Annotated in this window: 17 protein-coding genes and 1 pseudogene; 13 read left to right on the plus strand and 5 right to left on the minus strand. The window is 70.9% G+C overall.

The features are described 5' to 3' along the window. Window positions 1–5: 5 nt before the first annotated feature. A complete protein-coding gene (locus tag ACIOKD_RS09160; RefSeq protein WP_402080322.1) occupies window positions 6–494 on the minus strand; it encodes a GNAT family N-acetyltransferase in 489 nt (162 codons plus the stop codon). A 95-nt stretch (window positions 495–589) separates the two neighbouring features. On the opposite strand from ACIOKD_RS09160, the gene ACIOKD_RS09165 reads away from it, so the two are divergent. Together ACIOKD_RS09165 and ACIOKD_RS09170 are read left to right on the plus strand one after the other, a co-directional pair. Next, window positions 590–1,489, plus strand: a complete 900-nt coding sequence (locus ACIOKD_RS09165) for a TIGR01777 family oxidoreductase (protein WP_402080324.1) — start codon at window positions 590–592, stop codon at window positions 1,487–1,489. Window positions 1,490–1,716: 227 nt separating this feature from the next. Continuing rightward, window positions 1,717–3,090, plus strand: coding sequence for an NAD(P)/FAD-dependent oxidoreductase (locus ACIOKD_RS09170; RefSeq protein WP_402080326.1), 1,374 nt, complete (start codon window positions 1,717–1,719; stop codon window positions 3,088–3,090). Between the two features lie 510 nt (window positions 3,091–3,600). On the opposite strand, the gene ACIOKD_RS09175 is transcribed toward ACIOKD_RS09170, so the two are convergent. Next, window positions 3,601–5,082: a regulator gene (locus ACIOKD_RS09175; RefSeq protein WP_402080328.1), complete on the minus strand. Its 1,482-nt coding sequence runs from the start codon at window positions 5,080–5,082 to the stop codon at window positions 3,601–3,603. Window positions 5,083–5,369: 287 nt separating this feature from the next. On the opposite strand from ACIOKD_RS09175, the gene lipB reads away from it, so the two are divergent. The 4 genes from lipB (at window position 5,370) to ACIOKD_RS09195 (ending at window position 8,800) form a co-directional block, all read left to right on the plus strand. Beyond that, complete coding sequence (gene lipB, locus ACIOKD_RS09180) at window positions 5,370–6,167, plus strand: lipoyl(octanoyl) transferase LipB (protein ID WP_402080330.1); 798 nt, start codon at window positions 5,370–5,372, stop codon at window positions 6,165–6,167. 375 nt (window positions 6,168–6,542) lie between these two features. After that, a complete protein-coding gene (lipA, locus tag ACIOKD_RS09185; RefSeq protein ID WP_398288041.1) occupies window positions 6,543–7,508 on the plus strand; it encodes a lipoyl synthase in 966 nt (321 codons plus the stop codon). 289 nt (window positions 7,509–7,797) lie between these two features. Beyond that, a complete protein-coding gene (locus ACIOKD_RS09190) occupies window positions 7,798–7,998 on the plus strand; it encodes a hypothetical protein (protein ID WP_402080334.1) in 201 nt (66 codons plus the stop codon). 103 nt (window positions 7,999–8,101) lie between these two features. Beyond that, window positions 8,102–8,800, plus strand: coding sequence for a DUF4191 domain-containing protein (locus ACIOKD_RS09195; protein WP_402080337.1), 699 nt, complete (start codon window positions 8,102–8,104; stop codon window positions 8,798–8,800). A 122-nt stretch (window positions 8,801–8,922) separates the two neighbouring features. Here the strand turns inward: ACIOKD_RS09195 and ACIOKD_RS09200 are convergent, their stop codons facing one another. Continuing rightward, window positions 8,923–9,390: an RDD family protein gene (locus ACIOKD_RS09200; protein ID WP_402080340.1), complete on the minus strand. Its 468-nt coding sequence runs from the start codon at window positions 9,388–9,390 to the stop codon at window positions 8,923–8,925. A gap of 199 nt (window positions 9,391–9,589) precedes the next feature. On the opposite strand from ACIOKD_RS09200, the gene glnA reads away from it, so the two are divergent. Beyond that, window positions 9,590–10,999: a type I glutamate--ammonia ligase gene (gene glnA / locus ACIOKD_RS09205; protein ID WP_402080343.1), complete on the plus strand. Its 1,410-nt coding sequence runs from the start codon at window positions 9,590–9,592 to the stop codon at window positions 10,997–10,999. Between the two features lie 124 nt (window positions 11,000–11,123). Here glnA and ACIOKD_RS09210 read toward each other — a convergent pair whose 3' ends face one another. Beyond that, complete coding sequence (locus ACIOKD_RS09210) at window positions 11,124–11,405, minus strand: hypothetical protein (protein WP_402080346.1); 282 nt, start codon at window positions 11,403–11,405, stop codon at window positions 11,124–11,126. Window positions 11,406–11,683: 278 nt separating this feature from the next. On the opposite strand from ACIOKD_RS09210, the pseudogene ACIOKD_RS09215 reads away from it, so the two are divergent. Beyond that, window positions 11,684–11,890 (plus strand): annotated as a pseudogene (locus ACIOKD_RS09215) (winged helix DNA-binding domain-containing protein); the annotation flags it as partial. Between the two features lie 66 nt (window positions 11,891–11,956). On the opposite strand, the gene ACIOKD_RS09220 reads toward ACIOKD_RS09215, so the two are convergent. After that, entirely contained in the window at window positions 11,957–12,265 is a 309-nt protein-coding gene (locus tag ACIOKD_RS09220) for a hypothetical protein (RefSeq protein WP_402080348.1), read from the minus strand. A 165-nt stretch (window positions 12,266–12,430) separates the two neighbouring features. On the opposite strand from ACIOKD_RS09220, the gene ACIOKD_RS09225 reads away from it, so the two are divergent. From ACIOKD_RS09225 to ACIOKD_RS09245, 5 genes are all read left to right on the plus strand, one after another. Further along, window positions 12,431–12,796 carry an arsenate reductase family protein gene (locus ACIOKD_RS09225; RefSeq protein WP_402080351.1) on the plus strand — a complete coding sequence of 122 codons (366 nt, stop codon included), beginning with the start codon at window positions 12,431–12,433 and terminating at the stop codon, window positions 12,794–12,796. Window positions 12,797–12,973: 177 nt separating this feature from the next. Next, complete coding sequence (locus ACIOKD_RS09230) at window positions 12,974–13,675, plus strand: hypothetical protein (protein ID WP_402080353.1); 702 nt, start codon at window positions 12,974–12,976, stop codon at window positions 13,673–13,675. 334 nt (window positions 13,676–14,009) lie between these two features. Continuing rightward, the gene (gene glnII, locus ACIOKD_RS09235) at window positions 14,010–15,038 is read left to right on the plus strand and encodes a glutamine synthetase (RefSeq protein ID WP_402080356.1); all 1,029 of its coding nucleotides are present in this window, start codon (window positions 14,010–14,012) and stop codon (window positions 15,036–15,038) included. A gap of 427 nt (window positions 15,039–15,465) precedes the next feature. Then, on the plus strand, window positions 15,466–16,092 hold the full coding sequence (locus ACIOKD_RS09240) for a winged helix-turn-helix domain-containing protein (RefSeq protein ID WP_402080359.1): 627 nt from the start codon (window positions 15,466–15,468) through the stop codon (window positions 16,090–16,092). Window positions 16,093–16,170: 78 nt separating this feature from the next. Beyond that, entirely contained in the window at window positions 16,171–17,217 is a 1,047-nt protein-coding gene (locus ACIOKD_RS09245; RefSeq protein WP_402080362.1) for an NAD-dependent epimerase/dehydratase family protein, read from the plus strand. Window positions 17,218–17,274 lie beyond the last annotated feature (57 nt).

Here is a 17,274-nt window from a genome sequence, read left to right on the forward strand (position 1 = left end):
AGGGGTCAGATCCTGCGGCCCATGAGGACGTCGTCCACGTACACGCCGCCCAGCCGGAACTCGTCCGGCTGGATCCCCTCGACCACGAAGCCCTCCGACTCGTACAGCCTGCGCGCGGGCGTGTTGTGGCCCAGGACGCGCAGAGTGATCCGGCGTGCGCCCTGGCGGCGGGCCTCCTCGACGACGGCACGGATCAGCGCCCGGCCCACTCCCTTGCCGCGGGCCTCGTCGGCGACGGCGAGGCCCTGGATCTGCCGTACGTGGGAGTTGGACGCGAGCGGGGTCGGGAATCCGAGCCGTACGTAGCCGACGAGCCGCCCGCCCAGTTCGGCGACCAGGTGGTCGCGGGGCCCGAAGCGGTCGTTGAAGAACGGCTCGTACGGCGGCTCTTCCCGGGGCCTGACCGCGTGCTGGTAGGACCAGACCGCGCGGTCGAGACGGCCCAGCGCCTCTTCGTCCCCGGGCAGCGCGGTGCGTATGTACGGCTCGGACATGCCCGTCACTGTAGAGCCGGCGCGCCGGGCGCCGCCCCCCGGCCGCGGGCACCCTCGGCGCGGTGCTCCCGGGGTGATTGACGCAGGATGGGGTCATGGAAGCTTCGCGAATCGCCGTGGCCGGCGCGTCCGGTCTCATCGGTACGGCCCTGGTGCGCTCACTGACCGCCGACGGGCACGAGGTGGTGCGGCTGGTACGCCGTACGCCCCGGGCGGACGACGAGGTCGAATGGGACCCCGAGCGGAGTTACGTGGACGCGGTGGGCCTGTCCGGCTGCGACGCCGTGGTGAACCTCGCGGGCGCCGGGATCGCCGACCGCCGCTGGTCGGACGCCTACAAGCGGACGATCCGCGACAGCCGGCTCCTCGGCACCGCCACGCTCGCGGAGGCCGCCGCCTCCCTCGACCGGCCGCCGAAGGTCTTCCTGAACGGCAGCGCCATGGGCTTCTACGGGGACACCGGCACGCGGGCCGTGGACGAGAGCGCGCCCCCCGGGGACGGGTTCCTGCCCTCACTGTGCGTGGAGTGGGAGGCGGCGGCGGCGCCCGCGCGGGAGGCGGGCGTACGGACCGTCTTCGCCCGCACCGGACTGGTGGTGGCCTCGAAGGGTGGTGCCTGGGGGCGGCTGTTCCCGCTGTTCAAGGCGGGGCTCGGCGGGCGGATGGGGGACGGGCGGCAGTACTGGAGCTATATCGCGCTGCACGACCACGTGGCCGCGCTGCGGTTCCTGATCGATTCCGAGTCGCTGTCCGGGCCCTTCAACCTGACGGCTCCCGAGCCGCTCACCAACGCCGAGATCACGGCCGCCATGGGGCGCGTCCTGCACCGGCCCACACTGTTCCCGGTGCCCGCGCCCGTCCTGAAGGCGGTGCTCGGCGAGATGGCCCAGGAGGTGCTGGGCAGCCAACGCGTCCTTCCCACCCGGTTGCTGGAGTCGGGCTTCACTTTCGCGTTCCCCGGCATCGAGGAGGCCGTTCGGGCGGCCCAGGCATAGGGGTACGGCGGCGGCCGTGACGGGTGGTCGGCGCAGGCCGGGTCGCCGCGGGCATGGTTCGCGCGCCGTGCTCCTGACCACATGCGACCGGCGTGCGACCGTGCCCTGTTCATGCGCGAGTTCCTCCGGCCGGTCGCGGCCCTACTCTCGTCCCGAAGTCGGGTATTCCGGATGCCCGTTGGGGGCGGGACGCCTCCAAGCAGCCGCGCGACCTCTAGGAGGGGCACGTGCTTGAGCCCGCTTGCCAGGCGGACGTCGTCATCGTGGGGGCCGGGGTCGCGGGACTCTCGGCCGCCCAACGGCTGAACAGCGCAGGTGTGTCGACCGTCGTCCTGGAAGCCGCCCCTCAGGTGGGCGGCCGTATGGCGACGGAGAAGATCGACGGTTTCCGTCTCGACCGCGTCGGACGGCTCCTCTCCACGTCGTACCCCGAACTGCGGCTGACGCCGGGCCTGGGCTCCCTCGTCCTGCGCCCGTTCGCCGCCGGTGTCCTCGTCCACGCCGAGGGGCGTGTGCACCGGGCGGGTGAGCCCGCGAGCGCCGGGGGCGCAAGGGGCGCACTCGACGCGGCGCGCGCCTTTGTGAGCCCCCCTCGCAGGCTCAGGCAGCTGCCCCCGGCCGCCGCCGCGCCCGTGTCGCGGGCGTACCCCCCGCTCGGCGGCGCCCTCGACCAGGCCCGGCTGGCCGCGGCCCTCGGCCGGATCGCGACGGTCCCCGTGGAGCGGCTGCTGGCCCGGCCCGAGCGGCCCGCCGGACGGGCGCTCGCGGCACGCGGCATGCCGGCCCGTACGGTCGAGGGTTTTCTGCGCCCCCTCCTGGCGGCGCTGCTCTGCGATCCGGATCTGACGACGTCCAGCCGGTGCGCCGACCTCGCGCTCCGGGCCTTCGCCTCCGGGCGGCTGTGCCTGCCCGAGGGCGGTGCCGACACCCTGCCGGAGCTGCTCGCCGGGGCCCTGCCGCCGGGGACGGTCCGTACCGGAGTGCGGGCCACCGCCGTCTCGACCACATCCGTGACGACGGCCGAACACGGTGAACTCCGTTGCCGGGCCGTCCTGGTGGCGACCGGCGCCCGTGCCGCGGCGGAGCTGCTGCCCGGTCTGCGGGTGCCGCCGTGCCACCCGGTGACGGTGGTGCACCACACGGCGGACGAGCCGCCCATGACGGACGCGGCACTGCTCCTGGACGCGGACCGCCGGGGGCCGGTGGCCCATACGGCGGTCATCAGTCAGGTCGACCCGTCCCGCGCGCCCGCGGGCCGCGCCCTGGTCTCGTCGACGGTCCTGGGCGCACCGCCCGCGGACACCGACCGCACGGTACGCGCGCACCTGTCCGCCCTCTACGGCACCGCCACGCACCGCTGGGAGCTGCTGGCGGTCCGCCACACGCCCGACGCCGTCCCGGCGATGCCGCCGCCGCACGACCTGCGCCGTCCGGTGCGCCTGCTGGCGGGCCTGTACGTCTGCGGCGACCACCGCGACACCAGCACGGTCCAGGGCGCGCTGCGCTCGGGGCGGCGGGCGGCGAGGGCGCTCCTGAAGGACCTGGGCGTCCCCGCGACGGCGCCGGTGGTTGCCCCGTTACCGGCCTCCACGGCGGCTTAGCCCCTCCCGGGGGGCGGTCGAAGGTCGGCTGCGGGCCCGTGGTGGCTGGTCGCGCAGTTCCCCGCGCCCCTGAACGCAGGCCCCCCGCCAAGCCGGAGTGGAGGTCCCGACGCGGGGCAGGACCTCCACTCCCCCGGCCGGTTCCCCGCGCCCTGTCAGGGACGCGGGGAACGGCGCAATCTGTTGTCTTGCAGGGGCGCGGGGAACAGCGCAGTCTTTATGTCTTGCAGGGGCGCGGGGAACAGCGCAACCTTTTGCCCTGTCAGGGGCGCGGGGAACAGCGCCATCTTTTGTCTTGCAGGGGCGCGGGGAACAGCGCGAGCAGGTGTCCTTTTTTGGGGGCGCGGGGAACGGCGCGAGCAGCCACGGCCGGCCCGCAGCCGGAACGACCCGCCGCACCCGGCCCCGAAAGGGGCGCGGGGAACGGCGCATCGGTTGTCGTCGACGGGGCGCGGGGAACGGCGCGACCGGTCGCAGCAAGCCCGCAGCCGAAGCGCGCCCTCCCCGGGCTCAGCCGAGAGCCGCGACCTTGTCGCGATACCCCCGTACCGGCGCGGCATCCCGATACGGCTCCAACCGCCGCTCGAAGTCCCGCACATACTCCAGCGCCCGGACCGACCGCATCTCGGACGCCTGCGCAGCCGCCTCCGCCCCCAACTGGCACGCCTGGTCCAGCTCTCCGAGCCCGAGCCGCGCCGAGGCGAGGACCACCCGGCAGAAGAGCCGGCTGCGCGCGTATCCGGGCGAGCGCAACTGCAGCGACCGCTCGGCATGCTGGGCCGCCGCCCGGTACTGCTGCAGATCCCGGTGGCAGTGCCCGAACTCGTCCGCGAGTTGCGCCTCGTCGAAGAACCGCGCCCAGTAAGGGACTTCGTCCCCCGGCCGGGCGATCTCCAGGGCCCGCTCGGCGCGCACGAGCGAGGCCGTGGCCGCCCGCACCTCGCCGAGCACCCCGTGCCCCCGCGCCTCCACCGCGTACAGCAGCGCCTGGACGACGGGCGGCGCGGACGAACCCACGCCCTGCTGCGCGACCCGGGCCAGTTGCACCGCCTCCCGCCCGTGCCCGAGATAGACGGCCTGCCTGCTCATCGTCACGAGCACGTACGAGCCGTACGCCCGGTCCGCGGCCGCCTGCGAAAGCCGCAGCGCCTGCACGAAGTACCGCTGCGCGAGCCCGTGCGCGGCGATGTCGTACGAGGTCCAGCCCGCCAGCCGGGTCAGATCGGCCGCCGCGGCGAACAGCCGGCGCCCCGTCTGCTCGCCGTACGTGCCGCGGAGCATCGGCTCCAGTTCATGCTCCAGGTACCGCACGAGGGCCTGCCGGGCGTGCCCTCCGCCGTACGCGTTGTCAAGTGTGCGGAAGAGCTCACCGACCGAGCGCAGGGCCGCGATGTCCCCCGCGGTCACCCGCTGCCCGGGCCCGCGCTCCGTCCCCGCACGCTGCCGGAACGGCGGCCTGACCTGTTCCGGCACGGCCAGCGGCTTGACGGAAACCGGTCGACCACCCTGTACGGGGATGCGCGCGGCACCGGGGTCGCCGCGGCTCACCCGGTCGTCGGCCCGGCCGATCAGCCAGTCCCTGCTGGGCACGACGAGCCCCGCCGGGGTGAACGCGATCTTGCGCAGCTCGGCATGACTTCCCGAGTCCTTGCGCCAGAGCCCGCCGACGATGTCGACGGCCTCCTCCGGTGTGGCGGCGAACTCAAGACCCGCGTAGACGGGTGCGCAGGCGTCGAGTCCGAGGTCCTGTGCGCTGAGCCGGCGGCCGAGGCGGCGGGTGAACACCTCGGCGATCAGGGCCGGTGTGGTGCCCCGTGGCTGCTGTCCTCGCAGCCAGCGGGTCACCGATGTCTTGTCGTATCTCAGATCGAGACCGTGTTCGAGGCCGAGCTGGTCCACTCGACGGGCGAGCCCCGCGTTGGAGAACCCCGCTTCTGCGATAAGTGCGGCGAGCTGACGGTTGGGGGTGCGCTGCGCGGGTCGTTCCGTCATCTGCGGTGCGAACTCCTGCCTTCCGGGCTGGGGCTGGGGGCCTGCGCGGGCAGGCGCGGGCGAGGTCGGCCGCCATGCCTTGAGCAGCCCTTATTAGCCTCGTGAACGGCGCGAATGTAGCGGTCTGTAAGCGACCGATCGCACACTTCGACACTCATTCATCCGATCGTGTGAGGATTGCCCGCAGAGCTGACGCGCACCGACCGGACGTACAGTGGCTTGGGGCGTTACGAGCCTTACGGGACCGTTCACGGGCCCCACGAACTCTTGCAAGGGAGGCGCTTGCCGTGAGTGAGCTGCGGTTCGTCCGCATGGGTTTCGGTGCGGACGCCGTCGAGTACCAGGAAGCCTGGGACGAGCAGCGCCGTGTCCACACGGCCCGCTTCCAGGACGAGATCCCCGACACCTGTCTGCTCCTTGAGCACCCGGCGGTCTACACGGCCGGCCGGCGCACGGCGGACAACGAGCGGCCCCTGGACGGCACGCCCGTCATCGACGTGGACCGGGGCGGGAAGATCACCTGGCACGGTCCGGGGCAACTGGTCGGCTACCCGATCCAGAAGCTGCCGCGGCCGGTGGACGTCGTCGCCCATCTCCGGCGCCTTGAGGACGCGATGATCCGCGTCTGCGCGGAGTTCGGCGTCGAGACCAGCCGGGTGGAGGGCCGGGCCGGCGTCTGGGTCCTCGGCGATCCGGTGGACCGGCGGCCGGCGCTCGGCGGGCTCTCCCTCGACTTCGATCCCCGGCTGACGGACGACGAGTTCGACCCGCGGCTGAACGGGCCCGAGTACGCGCCCTCCAACGCCGGGCAGCGGCGTGAGGACCGCAAGATCTGCGCCATGGGGATCCGGGTGGCCAAGGGGGTCACCATGCACGGCTTCGCCCTGAACGTGAACCCCGACGTGTCCAGCTTCGACAAGATCATTCCTTGTGGGATCCGGGATGCGGGGGTTACGTCGCTGGCGCACGAGTTGGGGCGGGACCTCGGCATCCCGGAGGTGCTGCCGGTGGCCGAGCGGCACCTGTCGGACGTCCTGGGGAACGCGGAGCTCTTGCCTCGGGCGGTTGAGGGGGCGGGGGTGTAGGGGCTTTTCTCGCCCCCGCCGCCCCCACCCTTCCCGTCACGTCACGTCACGTCACGTCACGTCACGTACTCGGGGGCTCCGCCCCCGAACCCCCGGTCCTCAAACGCCGGACGGGCTGAGATGTCGCCGGACCGGCGGATGTCTTTCAGCCCGTCCGGCGTTTGAGGACGAGCGCGCAGCGCGATAGGCGGGGGTGAGGGGGCGCAGCCCCCATGCAGTGGACGGGACGGGTAGGGGCGGGTAGGGGCGGCGGGGGCGAAAACAAACGCCCCCGGGAATGCACCCCCCGTCCCGAAGGTTGCCCACCTCGGGGGCCGAGCACCGAACGGGCGTACCCTGGTGTACGCCGAAGAATCGAAGCTACAGGGAGCCGATGTGTCCGCAGTCGCACCCGACGGACGCAAGATGCTGCGCCTGGAGGTCCGGAACGCCCAGACCCCCATCGAGCGCAAGCCCGAGTGGATCAAGACCCGGGCGAAAATGGGTCCCGAATACACCAAGATGCAGAACCTCGTGAAGAGCGAGGGCCTGCACACGGTCTGCCAGGAGGCGGGCTGTCCGAACATCTACGAGTGCTGGGAAGACCGCGAGGCCACGTTCCTCATCGGCGGCGACCAGTGCACGAGGCGCTGCGACTTCTGCCAGATCGACACGGGCAAGCCCGAGGCGCTGGACCGCGACGAGCCCCGCCGCGTGGGCGAGTCCGTGGTCACCATGGACCTCAACTACGCGACCATCACCGGCGTCGCCCGCGACGACCTCGACGACGGCGGCGCCTGGCTGTACGCGGAGACGGTCCGCCAGATCCACCAGCAGACCGCGGACCGCGCCGAGGGCCGGACCAAGGTCGAGCTGCTCGCCCCGGACTTCAACGCCGAGCCGGCCCAGCTCGCCGAGGTCTTCTCCTCCCGCCCGGAGGTCTTCGCCCACAACGTGGAGACGGTCCCCCGCATCTTCAAGCGCATCCGGCCGGGCTTCCGGTACGAGCGTTCACTGAAGGTCATCACCGAGGCACGCGACTACGGCCTGGTCACGAAGTCGAACCTGATCCTCGGCATGGGCGAGACCCGCGAAGAGGTCAGCGAGGCCCTGCGCCAGCTCCATGAGGCGGGCTGCGAGCTGGTCACCATCACGCAGTACCTGCGGCCCTCCGTGCGCCACCACCCCGTCGAGCGCTGGGTGAAGCCGCACGAGTTCGTGGAGCTGAAGGAGGAGGCCGACCAGATCGGCTTCTCCGGAGTCATGTCGGGCCCGCTGGTCCGCTCCTCGTACCGGGCCGGCCGCCTCTACCAGATGGCCATCGAGAAGCGCGGTTCGTACGTCGCCTCGCAGGCCGTCTGAGCCGTATCGGCCTCCATCGGTCACACCGCCGGGTGGCACGCGGTGCCAGCTGATCGTGTGAATCTGCGCACAAGTGGCTACTCACCAGTAATGGCCTGTACGACGCGGTCCTGAGCGTCCCCGCAGATGGGGGCCACATCAGGGCCGCGTCCAGGTTTCAGGCCCGCGCATCAAGGCTTCATCGGCGTTTGACCGGTCGGTCACGCCCTGGTAACACCATTCAGTGACGCTGGTCCTACACCCCGTAGAGCCTTAGCCAGAGCCGCCGTCCCGAGGGGGGACCCCCATCATGCAGGCCGCGCCCGTACGCGCCACAGCGATTCCGTCGTTCACCGATGCACTCCGTGCCGTCGAGACCCTGCTCCTGAGCAGTGGCCAGCGCACCGCCCGTCGCAACGCCTGGACGTCCGTCCTGGAGGACCGTCGCCGCGCCAAGGACCGCGTCGAGACACAGCGTGTCGTGGAGCAGTCCTTCGTCACCCGCCTCTGAAACGAGGACGCGTGCACGTACGCGGGTCACTTCGGGCCCCGTGACGACGGCCGACCCGGCACCGCCGTCGTCGGCGCTTCCCCCGACACGTAGACTTCACGGCATGGCGAGGAAGGAACCCGCAGCGGACGCTGCGAACCCCGGGCGACTCAAGCAGATCGCTCTGACTTACAAGATGACCCGCAAGGCCGACAAAAAGATCGGTCTTGTACTCGCGGCTGTCGGAATCGTCACCCTTGGTGTCTTCCTCGCGATCGGCTTCTGGATCGGTTACCCGATCTATCTCGGCATTCTCGGCCTCCTGCTCGCCTTCCTCGCGTCGGCGATCGTCTTCGGGCGCCGGGCCGAGCGGGCGGCCTTCGGCCAGATGGAGGGCCAGCCGGGCGCGGCGGCGGCGGTGCTCGACAATGTCGGGCGCGGCTGGACGACGACCCCGGCCGTGGCGATGAACCGCAGCCAGGACGTGGTCCACCGGGCCGTGGGCAAGGCCGGCATCGTGCTGGTGGCCGAGGGCAACCCGAACCGGGTGAAGAGCCTGCTGGCCGCCGAGAAGAAGAAGATGGCCCGCATCGTCGCGGACGTGCCGGTGCACGACATCCTCGTCGGCACGGGCGAGGGCCAGGTCGAGCTGAAGAAGCTCCGTACGACGATGGTGAAGCTGCCGCGCGTACTGACCGGCCCGCAGGTCACCGCGACCAACGACCGGCTGCGCGCCCTCGGCGACCTGATGAGCAACATGCCGCTCCCCAAGGGCCCGATGCCCAAGGGAATGCGGATGCCACGCGGCGGGAAGATGCGCTAGCGCCGCACCTGAGCTCCACTGGAACGGGGCGTTCCGGAATCACCGACGGTTCCGGGGCGCCTCTTTCTCATGCCCGCGCCTCCTCATGCCCGCGCCTTCTTCATGTCCGCACCAGCGGTGGGTCAGATCCTGACCTCGACCGTGCGGGCCAGGCGGTCGTGCAGCCCGCGTCCGTCGCGGTCCCAGATCAGGGCCGGGAGCGCGAGGCACAGCAGGACCGTGCGCAGGAGAGCGCTCAGCGGGTTGACCGTGCCGGTCCGCAGGGCGAGGACCCGCAGGCCGAACAGCCGCTTGCCGGGTGTGAAGCCGAGGGTGCCCACGGTCAGCACGCTCGCCACGAAGAAGATGAGCAGCGCCCAGTTACCGGTCGCCTGGCCGTAGCCGTCGGTGATCAGGCCGTATGCGATCAAGGTGCACAGGCCCCAGTCGACGGCGAGGGCGCCCAGGCGCCTGCCGGGGCGCGCGATGGAGCCGGGGCCCGACTCGGGCAGGCCCAGCTGCTCTCCGCGGTATCCGAAGTCGGCACCGGCGTCCTCCGCGGCCGCGCGGGGCCCGGACAGCCACGATCCGATTGCTTGCCTGTTGTCCACCCGTCCACGGTACTGCGACCGTTTTGCCATGCGGACAGGTGGGGTACACCGGAGCTCGTCCGGTTAACTTGGGTGAAACAAATGGGTCACGCTGGAGAAATCACCCGTCCTTAAGGTCGGGCTCAGCGTGTGCCACCGCACTGGCCGCACGAACGAACTACCACCCCGGTCCGAAGTGAGCGGGAGTAGGAGGAGCTGGATGTTCCAGAACGCCGACGAGGCCAAGAAGTTCATCAAGGACGAGGACGTCAAGTTCGTCGACGTCCGCTTCTGCGACCTGCCGGGTGTGATGCAGCACTTCACGATTCCGGCAGAGGCCTTCGACCCGACCGAGGAACTGGCCTTCGACGGCTCCTCCATCCGCGGCTTCCAGGCCATCCACGAGTCCGACATGGCGCTCCGCGCCGACCTGTCCACCGCGCGCGTCGACTCCTTCCGCCGCGACAAGACGGTCAACATCAACTTCTTCATCCACGACCCGATCACGGGTGAGCAGTACTCCCGTGACCCGCGCAACGTGGCGAAGAAGGCCGAGGCGTACCTCGCGTCGACCGGTATCGCCGACACCGCGTTCTTCGGCCCCGAGGCCGAGTTCTACGTGTTCGACAGCGTGCGCTTCGACACCAAGGCGAACGAGGCGTTCTACCACATCGACTCCGAGGCCGGTGCCTGGAACACCGGTGCGGTCGAGAACAACCGCGGTTACAAGGTCCGTTACAAGGGCGGCTACTTCCCGACCCCGCCGGTCGACCACTTCGCCGACCTGCGTGCCGAGATCTCCCTGGAGCTGGCCAAGTCCGGCCTCCAGGTCGAGCGTCAGCACCACGAGGTGGGCACCGCCGGCCAGGCCGAGATCAACTACAAGTTCAACACGCTGCTCGCCGCGGCCGACGACCTCCAGCTCTTCAAGTACATCGTGAAGAACGTGGCCTGGCGCAACGGCAAGACCGCGACCTTCATGCCGAAGCCGATCTTCGGTGACAACGGCTCGGGCATGCACATCCACTCGTCGCTGTGGGCGAACGGCGACCCGCTGTTCTACGACGAGGCCGGCTACGCGGGCCTGTCGGACACCGCCCGCTTCTACATCGGCGGCATCCTCAAGCACGCCCCGTCGCTGCTGGCCTTCACCAACCCGACGGTGAACTCGTACCACCGCCTGGTCCCCGGCTTCGAGGCCCCGGTCAACCTGGTGTACTCGCAGCGCAACCGCTCCGCGGCCATGCGTATCCCGATCACCGGCTCGAACCCGAAGGCCAAGCGCGTCGAGTTCCGCGCGCCCGACTCCTCCGGCAACCCGTACCTCGCCTTCTCGGCGCTGCTGCTCGCGGGCCTCGACGGCATCAAGAACAAGATCGAGCCGGCCGAGCCGATCGACAAGGACCTCTACGAGCTGGCGCCCGAGGAGCACGCGGGCGTGGCGCAGGTCCCGACCTCGCTCCCGGCCGTCCTCGACCGCCTTGAGGCCGACCACGAGTTCCTGCTCGCCGGCGACGTCTTCACGTCCGACCTGATCGAGACGTGGATCGACTTCAAGCGCACGAACGAGATCGCCCCGCTGCAGCTGCGTCCGCACCCGCACGAGTTCGAGCTGTACTACGACGTGTGATCGATCCGGTGTCCGCCCGGTGTCCGGCCGTCGCCGACCGGTATCGCTCGGCGCCGTCGACACACAGAGCCTCGCGGCTTGATCGGAGCCCCGCCATCGCCCCTCGGGCGAAGGCGGGGCTTCGTCACTTCTTGACGTTCCACGGGCGTTCGCGGCGGTAGCGGCGTTCCCACCTGGCCATGCGGTCGCGGCGCCGGCGGTACGAGTGGTAGTCGCTGTCCATCCGGGTCGCGGAGCTCGAACCCGAACTCGAACCGCCGCCCGGCGACGAGCCGGGGGCACTCTGGTCCACTCGGACGTGGCGGACGTAGAGATAGATCAGGGCGGCTGCGGCGAGCCACCAGACGGGGCTGTTGATGCCCAGGACTAGCAGGACCAGGATCGCCAGAATGATCAAGGTACCCATGGCGGGTCTCCTTGTGCGTGGGTGATGGTGGGACCTTGAGCTGTCCGACGCGGTGCCCCACCGGGCGCCGGGCCGTCGGTGACGTCGAGAGTAGTCCTCAGGATGCCGGGCGATCCCTGTCCGACGGAAACGAATAACGGCCGGGTCCGCTTACGAGCAGTCACAAAACAGCCCGGGGTCAAGCGAAAACGTCACAGAGGGGAGCAATGAGGGTGCTCCGGAGTGAGTAAATCTGCGTCCGGGGCCACCGCGCTCCTCGCCCCCGCCCCGGCTCCCGCTGGGCCCAGCGCCCCGACGGCGAGATCGCCTGGCGACTGCTGGACACCAGGAACGCGGACGGCGGGAACGCGGACGGCGGGGGTTCGGGGGCCGAGGCCTCGGACGCGATCGAGACGGAGGCCGACCGGCTGCGGTCGTGGATGGGGCCGACCCGGGTCACCCCTCGCTTCCGGACACCGCTGGAGCGGGAGTTGGCGTCCGCCTGACGCCGAGGAACCAGGTCCGCGCGCCGACGCGCCGCCCGGGACGCGGGCGGCGCTACGGGCGTGGGCTCAGCGGGCGTACCTCATCAGCGCCCGCACCATGTGGCAGGTCGTGTCCGACGGGGGGTGTACGCCTATGAGTGCGGCCGTGGTGCGGATCGTGTCGTTGTGGGCTTGCCTGGGTACGTAGACGCCGGAGTCGAGGAGGGCGATGGCCAGCCGCATCGCCTTGAGGCGGCGGTTGTGCGTGACGTACCACTCACGCGGGCGCCCCGGTGGCAGCGGGCGTTTCTCGACGGGCTGGTAGGGCAGGTCGAGTTGGACCGCCCTCCTGGCTGTGGACTGGGTGGGCAGCGGACTCAGTGCGGCAGCGGGCACAGGCATCCTCCTGTCGCGGTCAGGGCGCCGGTCGGCGTCTCCGGCGGCACCCTCGAACACTGCTTCTATTCTACTGCCGCCCACTGACAATCGCCCCTGGCCACAGGCACTTTGGGGGTGGCGTGACACGTGAGTGGCACGGGGTTCTCACGTACCTTGTGCGGCATGGAGATCTGGATCAATCCGGCCTGTTCGAAGTGCCGCGGCGCCATCGGCCTGCTGGACGCGGAGGGGGCCGAGTACACGGTCAGGCGGTATCTGGAGGACGTGCCGAGCGAGGCCGAGATCCGGGAGGTCCTGGAGCGGCTCGGTCTTGAGCCCTGGGACATCACCCGGACCCAGGAGGCCGAGGCGAAGGAGCTGGGGCTGAAGGAGTGGGCCCGTGACGCCGGTTCGCGGGAGCGGTGGGTCACGGCGCTGGCCGGGCATCCCCGGCTCATCCAGCGGCCCATCATCACCGCGGAGGACGGGACCGCCGTCGTCGCGCGGACGGACGAGGCGGTGCGGGACGCCCTGGACCGGCGGTCCTGACGATCCCGATCCTCGCAGCCACCGACAGCCCTGACGGCCCCGACAGCCCAGGGCTCAACTGCCATGTGATCCACGTTACTCAAGTGACTCGTGTCAACGACTGAGCAAGCCTGTTCGGTATCTCGTACATAACGGCGAACGGCCGCCGCCAGGGGCGGCCGGGGACAGGAGCCGTTGATGTCGCGCAGAAGAACTCTCGGGACGAAGAAGAAGATCGCCCTGCTGGTGAGCGCCGCCGCGGTGGCCGGAGGCGGGGCCTTCGCCCTGGCCGCCACGTCGAACGCGACACCGGCCACGAACTCCGCGCAGCCCTCCACGAAGTCCTCCGTGGTGTGCGACGGACTGGCCACCGCCCTCGGCAACAACGAGAAGTTCATCGAGGGACAGCGCACCGCCCCGGACGCCCAGTCCGATGCGCGGATCGCCAACCGCGAAGCCGTCATCGCCCAGATCAAGGTGCAGCAGGAGGCCTCCGGGTGCACGGTCGGCGAGTCCGACGCCAACGTGGGTGAAGGGGCCGGAGCCGGTACGGGGGCAGGGACCGAGGCGCCGCCCGCCGCGTCCGCCCCCGCCGGGCAGCCGTCGCAGGACGCGTCCGCCCCCGCCGCCGGAGGTGACGACGCCGCGGTCGGCGAGCAGGTCTGCAACGGGTCCACGGTCACCCTCTCCGGTGAGGCGGGCGCGCCCGCCGCGTCCAGCAACCAGTTCCCCGCCGGTACGAAGCTCAAGGTCACGAACCTGGACAACAACAAGTCCACGACCGTGGAGGTCACCTCGGTCTCCGGCAGCTGCGCGCTCCTGAACAACGAGGCGTTCGAGCAGGTCCGCGAGCCCGGCAAGTTCCTGATCCGCAAGGCCCTCATCGAGAAGGTGGGCTGACGGGCCCCACCGGACCGCTCTGTTCGCCCGCACTGGCCCCGCGCCGCCGCAGGCTCTTCGGCCGCTCTGTTCGCCCGCTCTGTCCCGCCCGCTCTGTTTCGCGCCGGGTGGCGGCCCGTGCCGCCACCTGTCCGAAACCCATCGCATACGAGTCGGGGGTGCTCTCCGTGGGTGACCCGCACCACAGAGGCGTCAGGTAACACGGGGTTCACATCCGGGCAATGATCGGGAAACCGCCTGTTGACAGGCTTCGGGCATCCTCCGCGGCGCCCCAGTGCCGCAGCGCCGCAGCTCCCGCACTGCGCTTAGAGACCCACCCCGAAGGATGTGGCCCGTGACCTTCAAGGCTGAGTACATCTGGATCGACGGCACCGAGCCGACGGCCAAGCTCCGTTCGAAGACGAAGATACTGGCCGACGACGCGAAGGGTGCGGAGCTGCCGATCTGGGGCTTCGACGGGTCCTCCACGAACCAGGCCGAGGGCCACGCCTCGGACCGCGTGCTCAAGCCGGTCGCGACCTACCCGGACCCGATCCGCGGCGGTGACGACGTCCTCGTCATGTGCGAGGTCCTCAACATCGACATGACGCCGCACGAGTCCAACACCCGTGCCGCGCTCAGCGAGGTCGCGGAGAAGTTCGCCGCTCAGGAGTCGATCTTCGGCATCGAGCAGGAGTACACCTTCTTCAAGGGCGAGCGTCCGCTCGGCTTCCCCGTGGGCGGCTTCCCCGCCGCGCAGGGCGGCTACTACTGCGGCGTCGGCTCCGACGAGATCTTCGGCCGTGACATCGTCGAGGCCCACCTGGACAACTGCCTCAAGGCCGGTCTCGCCATCTCCGGCATCAACGCCGAGGTCATGCCCGGCCAGTGGGAGTTCCAGGTCGGTCCGGTCTCCCCGCTGGAGGTCTCCGACCAGCTGTGGGTGGCCCGCTGGCTGCTCTACCGCACCGCCGAGGACTTCGACGTCTCCGCGACGCTGGACCCGAAGCCGGTGAAGGGCGACTGGAACGGCGCCGGTGCGCACACCAACTTCTCCACGAAGGCGATGCGCGAGGGGTACGAGGCGATCATCACCGCGTGCGAGTCGCTGGGCGAGGGCTCGAAGCCGCTCGACCACGTCAAGAACTACGGCGCGGGCATCGACGACCGGCTGACAGGTCTGCACGAGACGGCGCCGTGGAACGAGTACTCGTACGGTGTGTCCAACCGTGGTGCGTCGGTCCGTATCCCCTGGCAGGTCGAGAAGGACGGCAAGGGGTACATCGAGGACCGCCGTCCGAACGCGAACGTCGACCCGTATGTGGTGACTCGGCTGATCGTCGACACGTGCTGTTCCGCGCTGGAGAAGGCTGGGCAGGTCTGAACCGGCCGTTCTGCTTGAGGGGGCGCTCACCTGCGTGGTGGGCGCCCTTTCGCGTCCGCTCACGGGGGCATGGGGGTTGTGGGGGGGCGTGCTGGCCGGTGGGGGCCGTTCGCGCCGTTCCCCGCGCCCCTCGGGGGCGGCCCGTGTGCGGGCGCTCCGGCGATCGTGGGTGTCCGGACAGTGAGAGGAGGCTGATGTTGCGGGGCTGTGTCTGCTTCAATGGAGGCATGGCCAACTTCCAGGAGTGCATCGCTACGGGTCGTCACGACCTTGAGCCCTTCTGGCCTTCCCGTCAGCACCACGACTTCGACCGGGTGTGTTGTCGCGTGACGAACGCGCGGGCCCTCTAAAGCCGTACACCGGCCTTCGGCCAGCGCGCACGACGTACGTCCTCGACGACCTCTCGCGCGAAAAGAGCTGACCTCTCATGGCGAACACCCGCTCCTTCTCCTCCGTGGCCACCGCCACCTCCCCGGCCCCGGCCCCTTCCACCGGCTCCGCACGCCATCGACTGCGTGCCGTCGACCGGGACGAGGTGGTCGACGTCACCGACTTCCTGCCGCCGGGCGCCACCTGGCTGCCCGCTCCCCCGCACACCCTGCCCGCGCTGCCGGGCCACCCGCCGATGATCGGGTACCTGGTCCTCGTACCCGCCGACCAGCCCTCCCTCCTGCCGGTCGCGGTGCCGGAGACGGCGCCGGGGACGGAGGCAGTGGCGGCGGCATCCGAGAGGTCCGGCGTGACCGGCGAAACCGGTCACGACTTCCCCGTGCGGGTCGACACCGTCCAGCGCACCGCCGCGGTCGACGGGCGCCCGCTCGACCTCACGTACCTGGAGTTCGAGCTGCTCGCGCACCTGGTGGCGCATCCGCACCGGGTGCACACCCGCGACCAGTTGGTCACCACGGTGTGGGGCTACGGACACGTGGGCGACGGCCGGACCGTCGACGTCCACATCGCCCGCCTGCGCCGCAAGCTCGGCGTGGAGCACCGGGACACCATCAGGACCGTGCGGCGCGTCGGCTACAAGTACGCACCCGCCACGGGAAGCTGATGCACCCGGCGGCGGGACGGTTTGCCTGTGGGCAGAACTCCGTTCCGCCGCACGGCTGACCGGGGCAGAGTCCCCTTCATGAGACTTCTGATGCTGGGTGGTACGGAGTTCGTGGGGCGGGCCGTCGTGGAGGCGGCGCTGGGGCGCGGCTGGGACGTGACCGTCTTCCACCGCGGCCTGCACGACCCGCCCGCGGGCGTACGTTCCCTGCACGGCGACCGCACCGCGCCCGACGGGCTCGCGGCCCTCGCCGAGGACGCACAGGGGCCCGGCGGCACATGGGACCTCGTGGTCGACACCTGGTCGGGCGCTCCCCGCGTGGTCCGGGACTCCGCGCGGCTCTTGAAGGACCGCGTCCGGCGGTACGTGTACGTGTCGAGCTGCTCCGTGTACGCGTGGCCGCAGCCGGCCGGTTACGACGAGAGCGGCCCGCTGGTCGAGGGCGCCTCCCCCGACGCCGGACAGACCGACTACGCGCGCGACAAGCGCGGTGGCGAGCTGGCCGTGCTCGACGCCTTCGGCGAGGAGCGGGCGCTGCTGGTACGGGCCGGTCTGATCCTCGGCCCGTACGAGAACATCGGCCGGCTGCCGTGGTGGCTCACCCGTGCGGCCCGCGGCGGGCCCGTGCTCGCGCCCGGCCCCCGTGAACTGCCGCTCCAGTACATCGACGTCCGCGACCTCGCCGAGTGGACCCTGGCGGCCGTGGAGGGCGGCAGCGGCGTGGAGGGCGGGGCGAGTGGGGCGAGTGGGGCGAGTGGGGCGTACAACCTCATCAGTCCTTCGGGGCACGCGACCACGCGGACGTTGCTCGACGCCTGCGCGCGGGTGACGGGCGGGCGGGCCGAACTGCGGTGGACCGAGCCGGAGATGATCCTGGCGGCCGGTGTCGAGCCCTGGACGCAGTTGCCCGTGTGGGTGCCGCCGGACTCCGAGCTGCACGACATGCTGCACCGCGTCGACGTGTCGAAGGCGGTACGGGCCGGGCTCCGCTGCCGCCCCGTCTCCGAGACGGTGGCCGACACCTGGGACTGGCTCCAGGACATCGGCGGTGTCCCGCCCCGACGCCCCGACCGTCCCGTGGTCGGACTCGATCCCGCCGTGGAGGAGAAGCTCCTGCGTGGCTGAGACCGGGACGGGGGTGGTGCTGGCACCACCCCCGTCCCGGTGGCTCGGCCCCCTGCC

This window comes from Streptomyces sp. NPDC087844 (genome assembly GCF_044742785.1).
Lineage (GTDB): Bacteria > Actinomycetota > Actinomycetes > Streptomycetales > Streptomycetaceae > Streptomyces.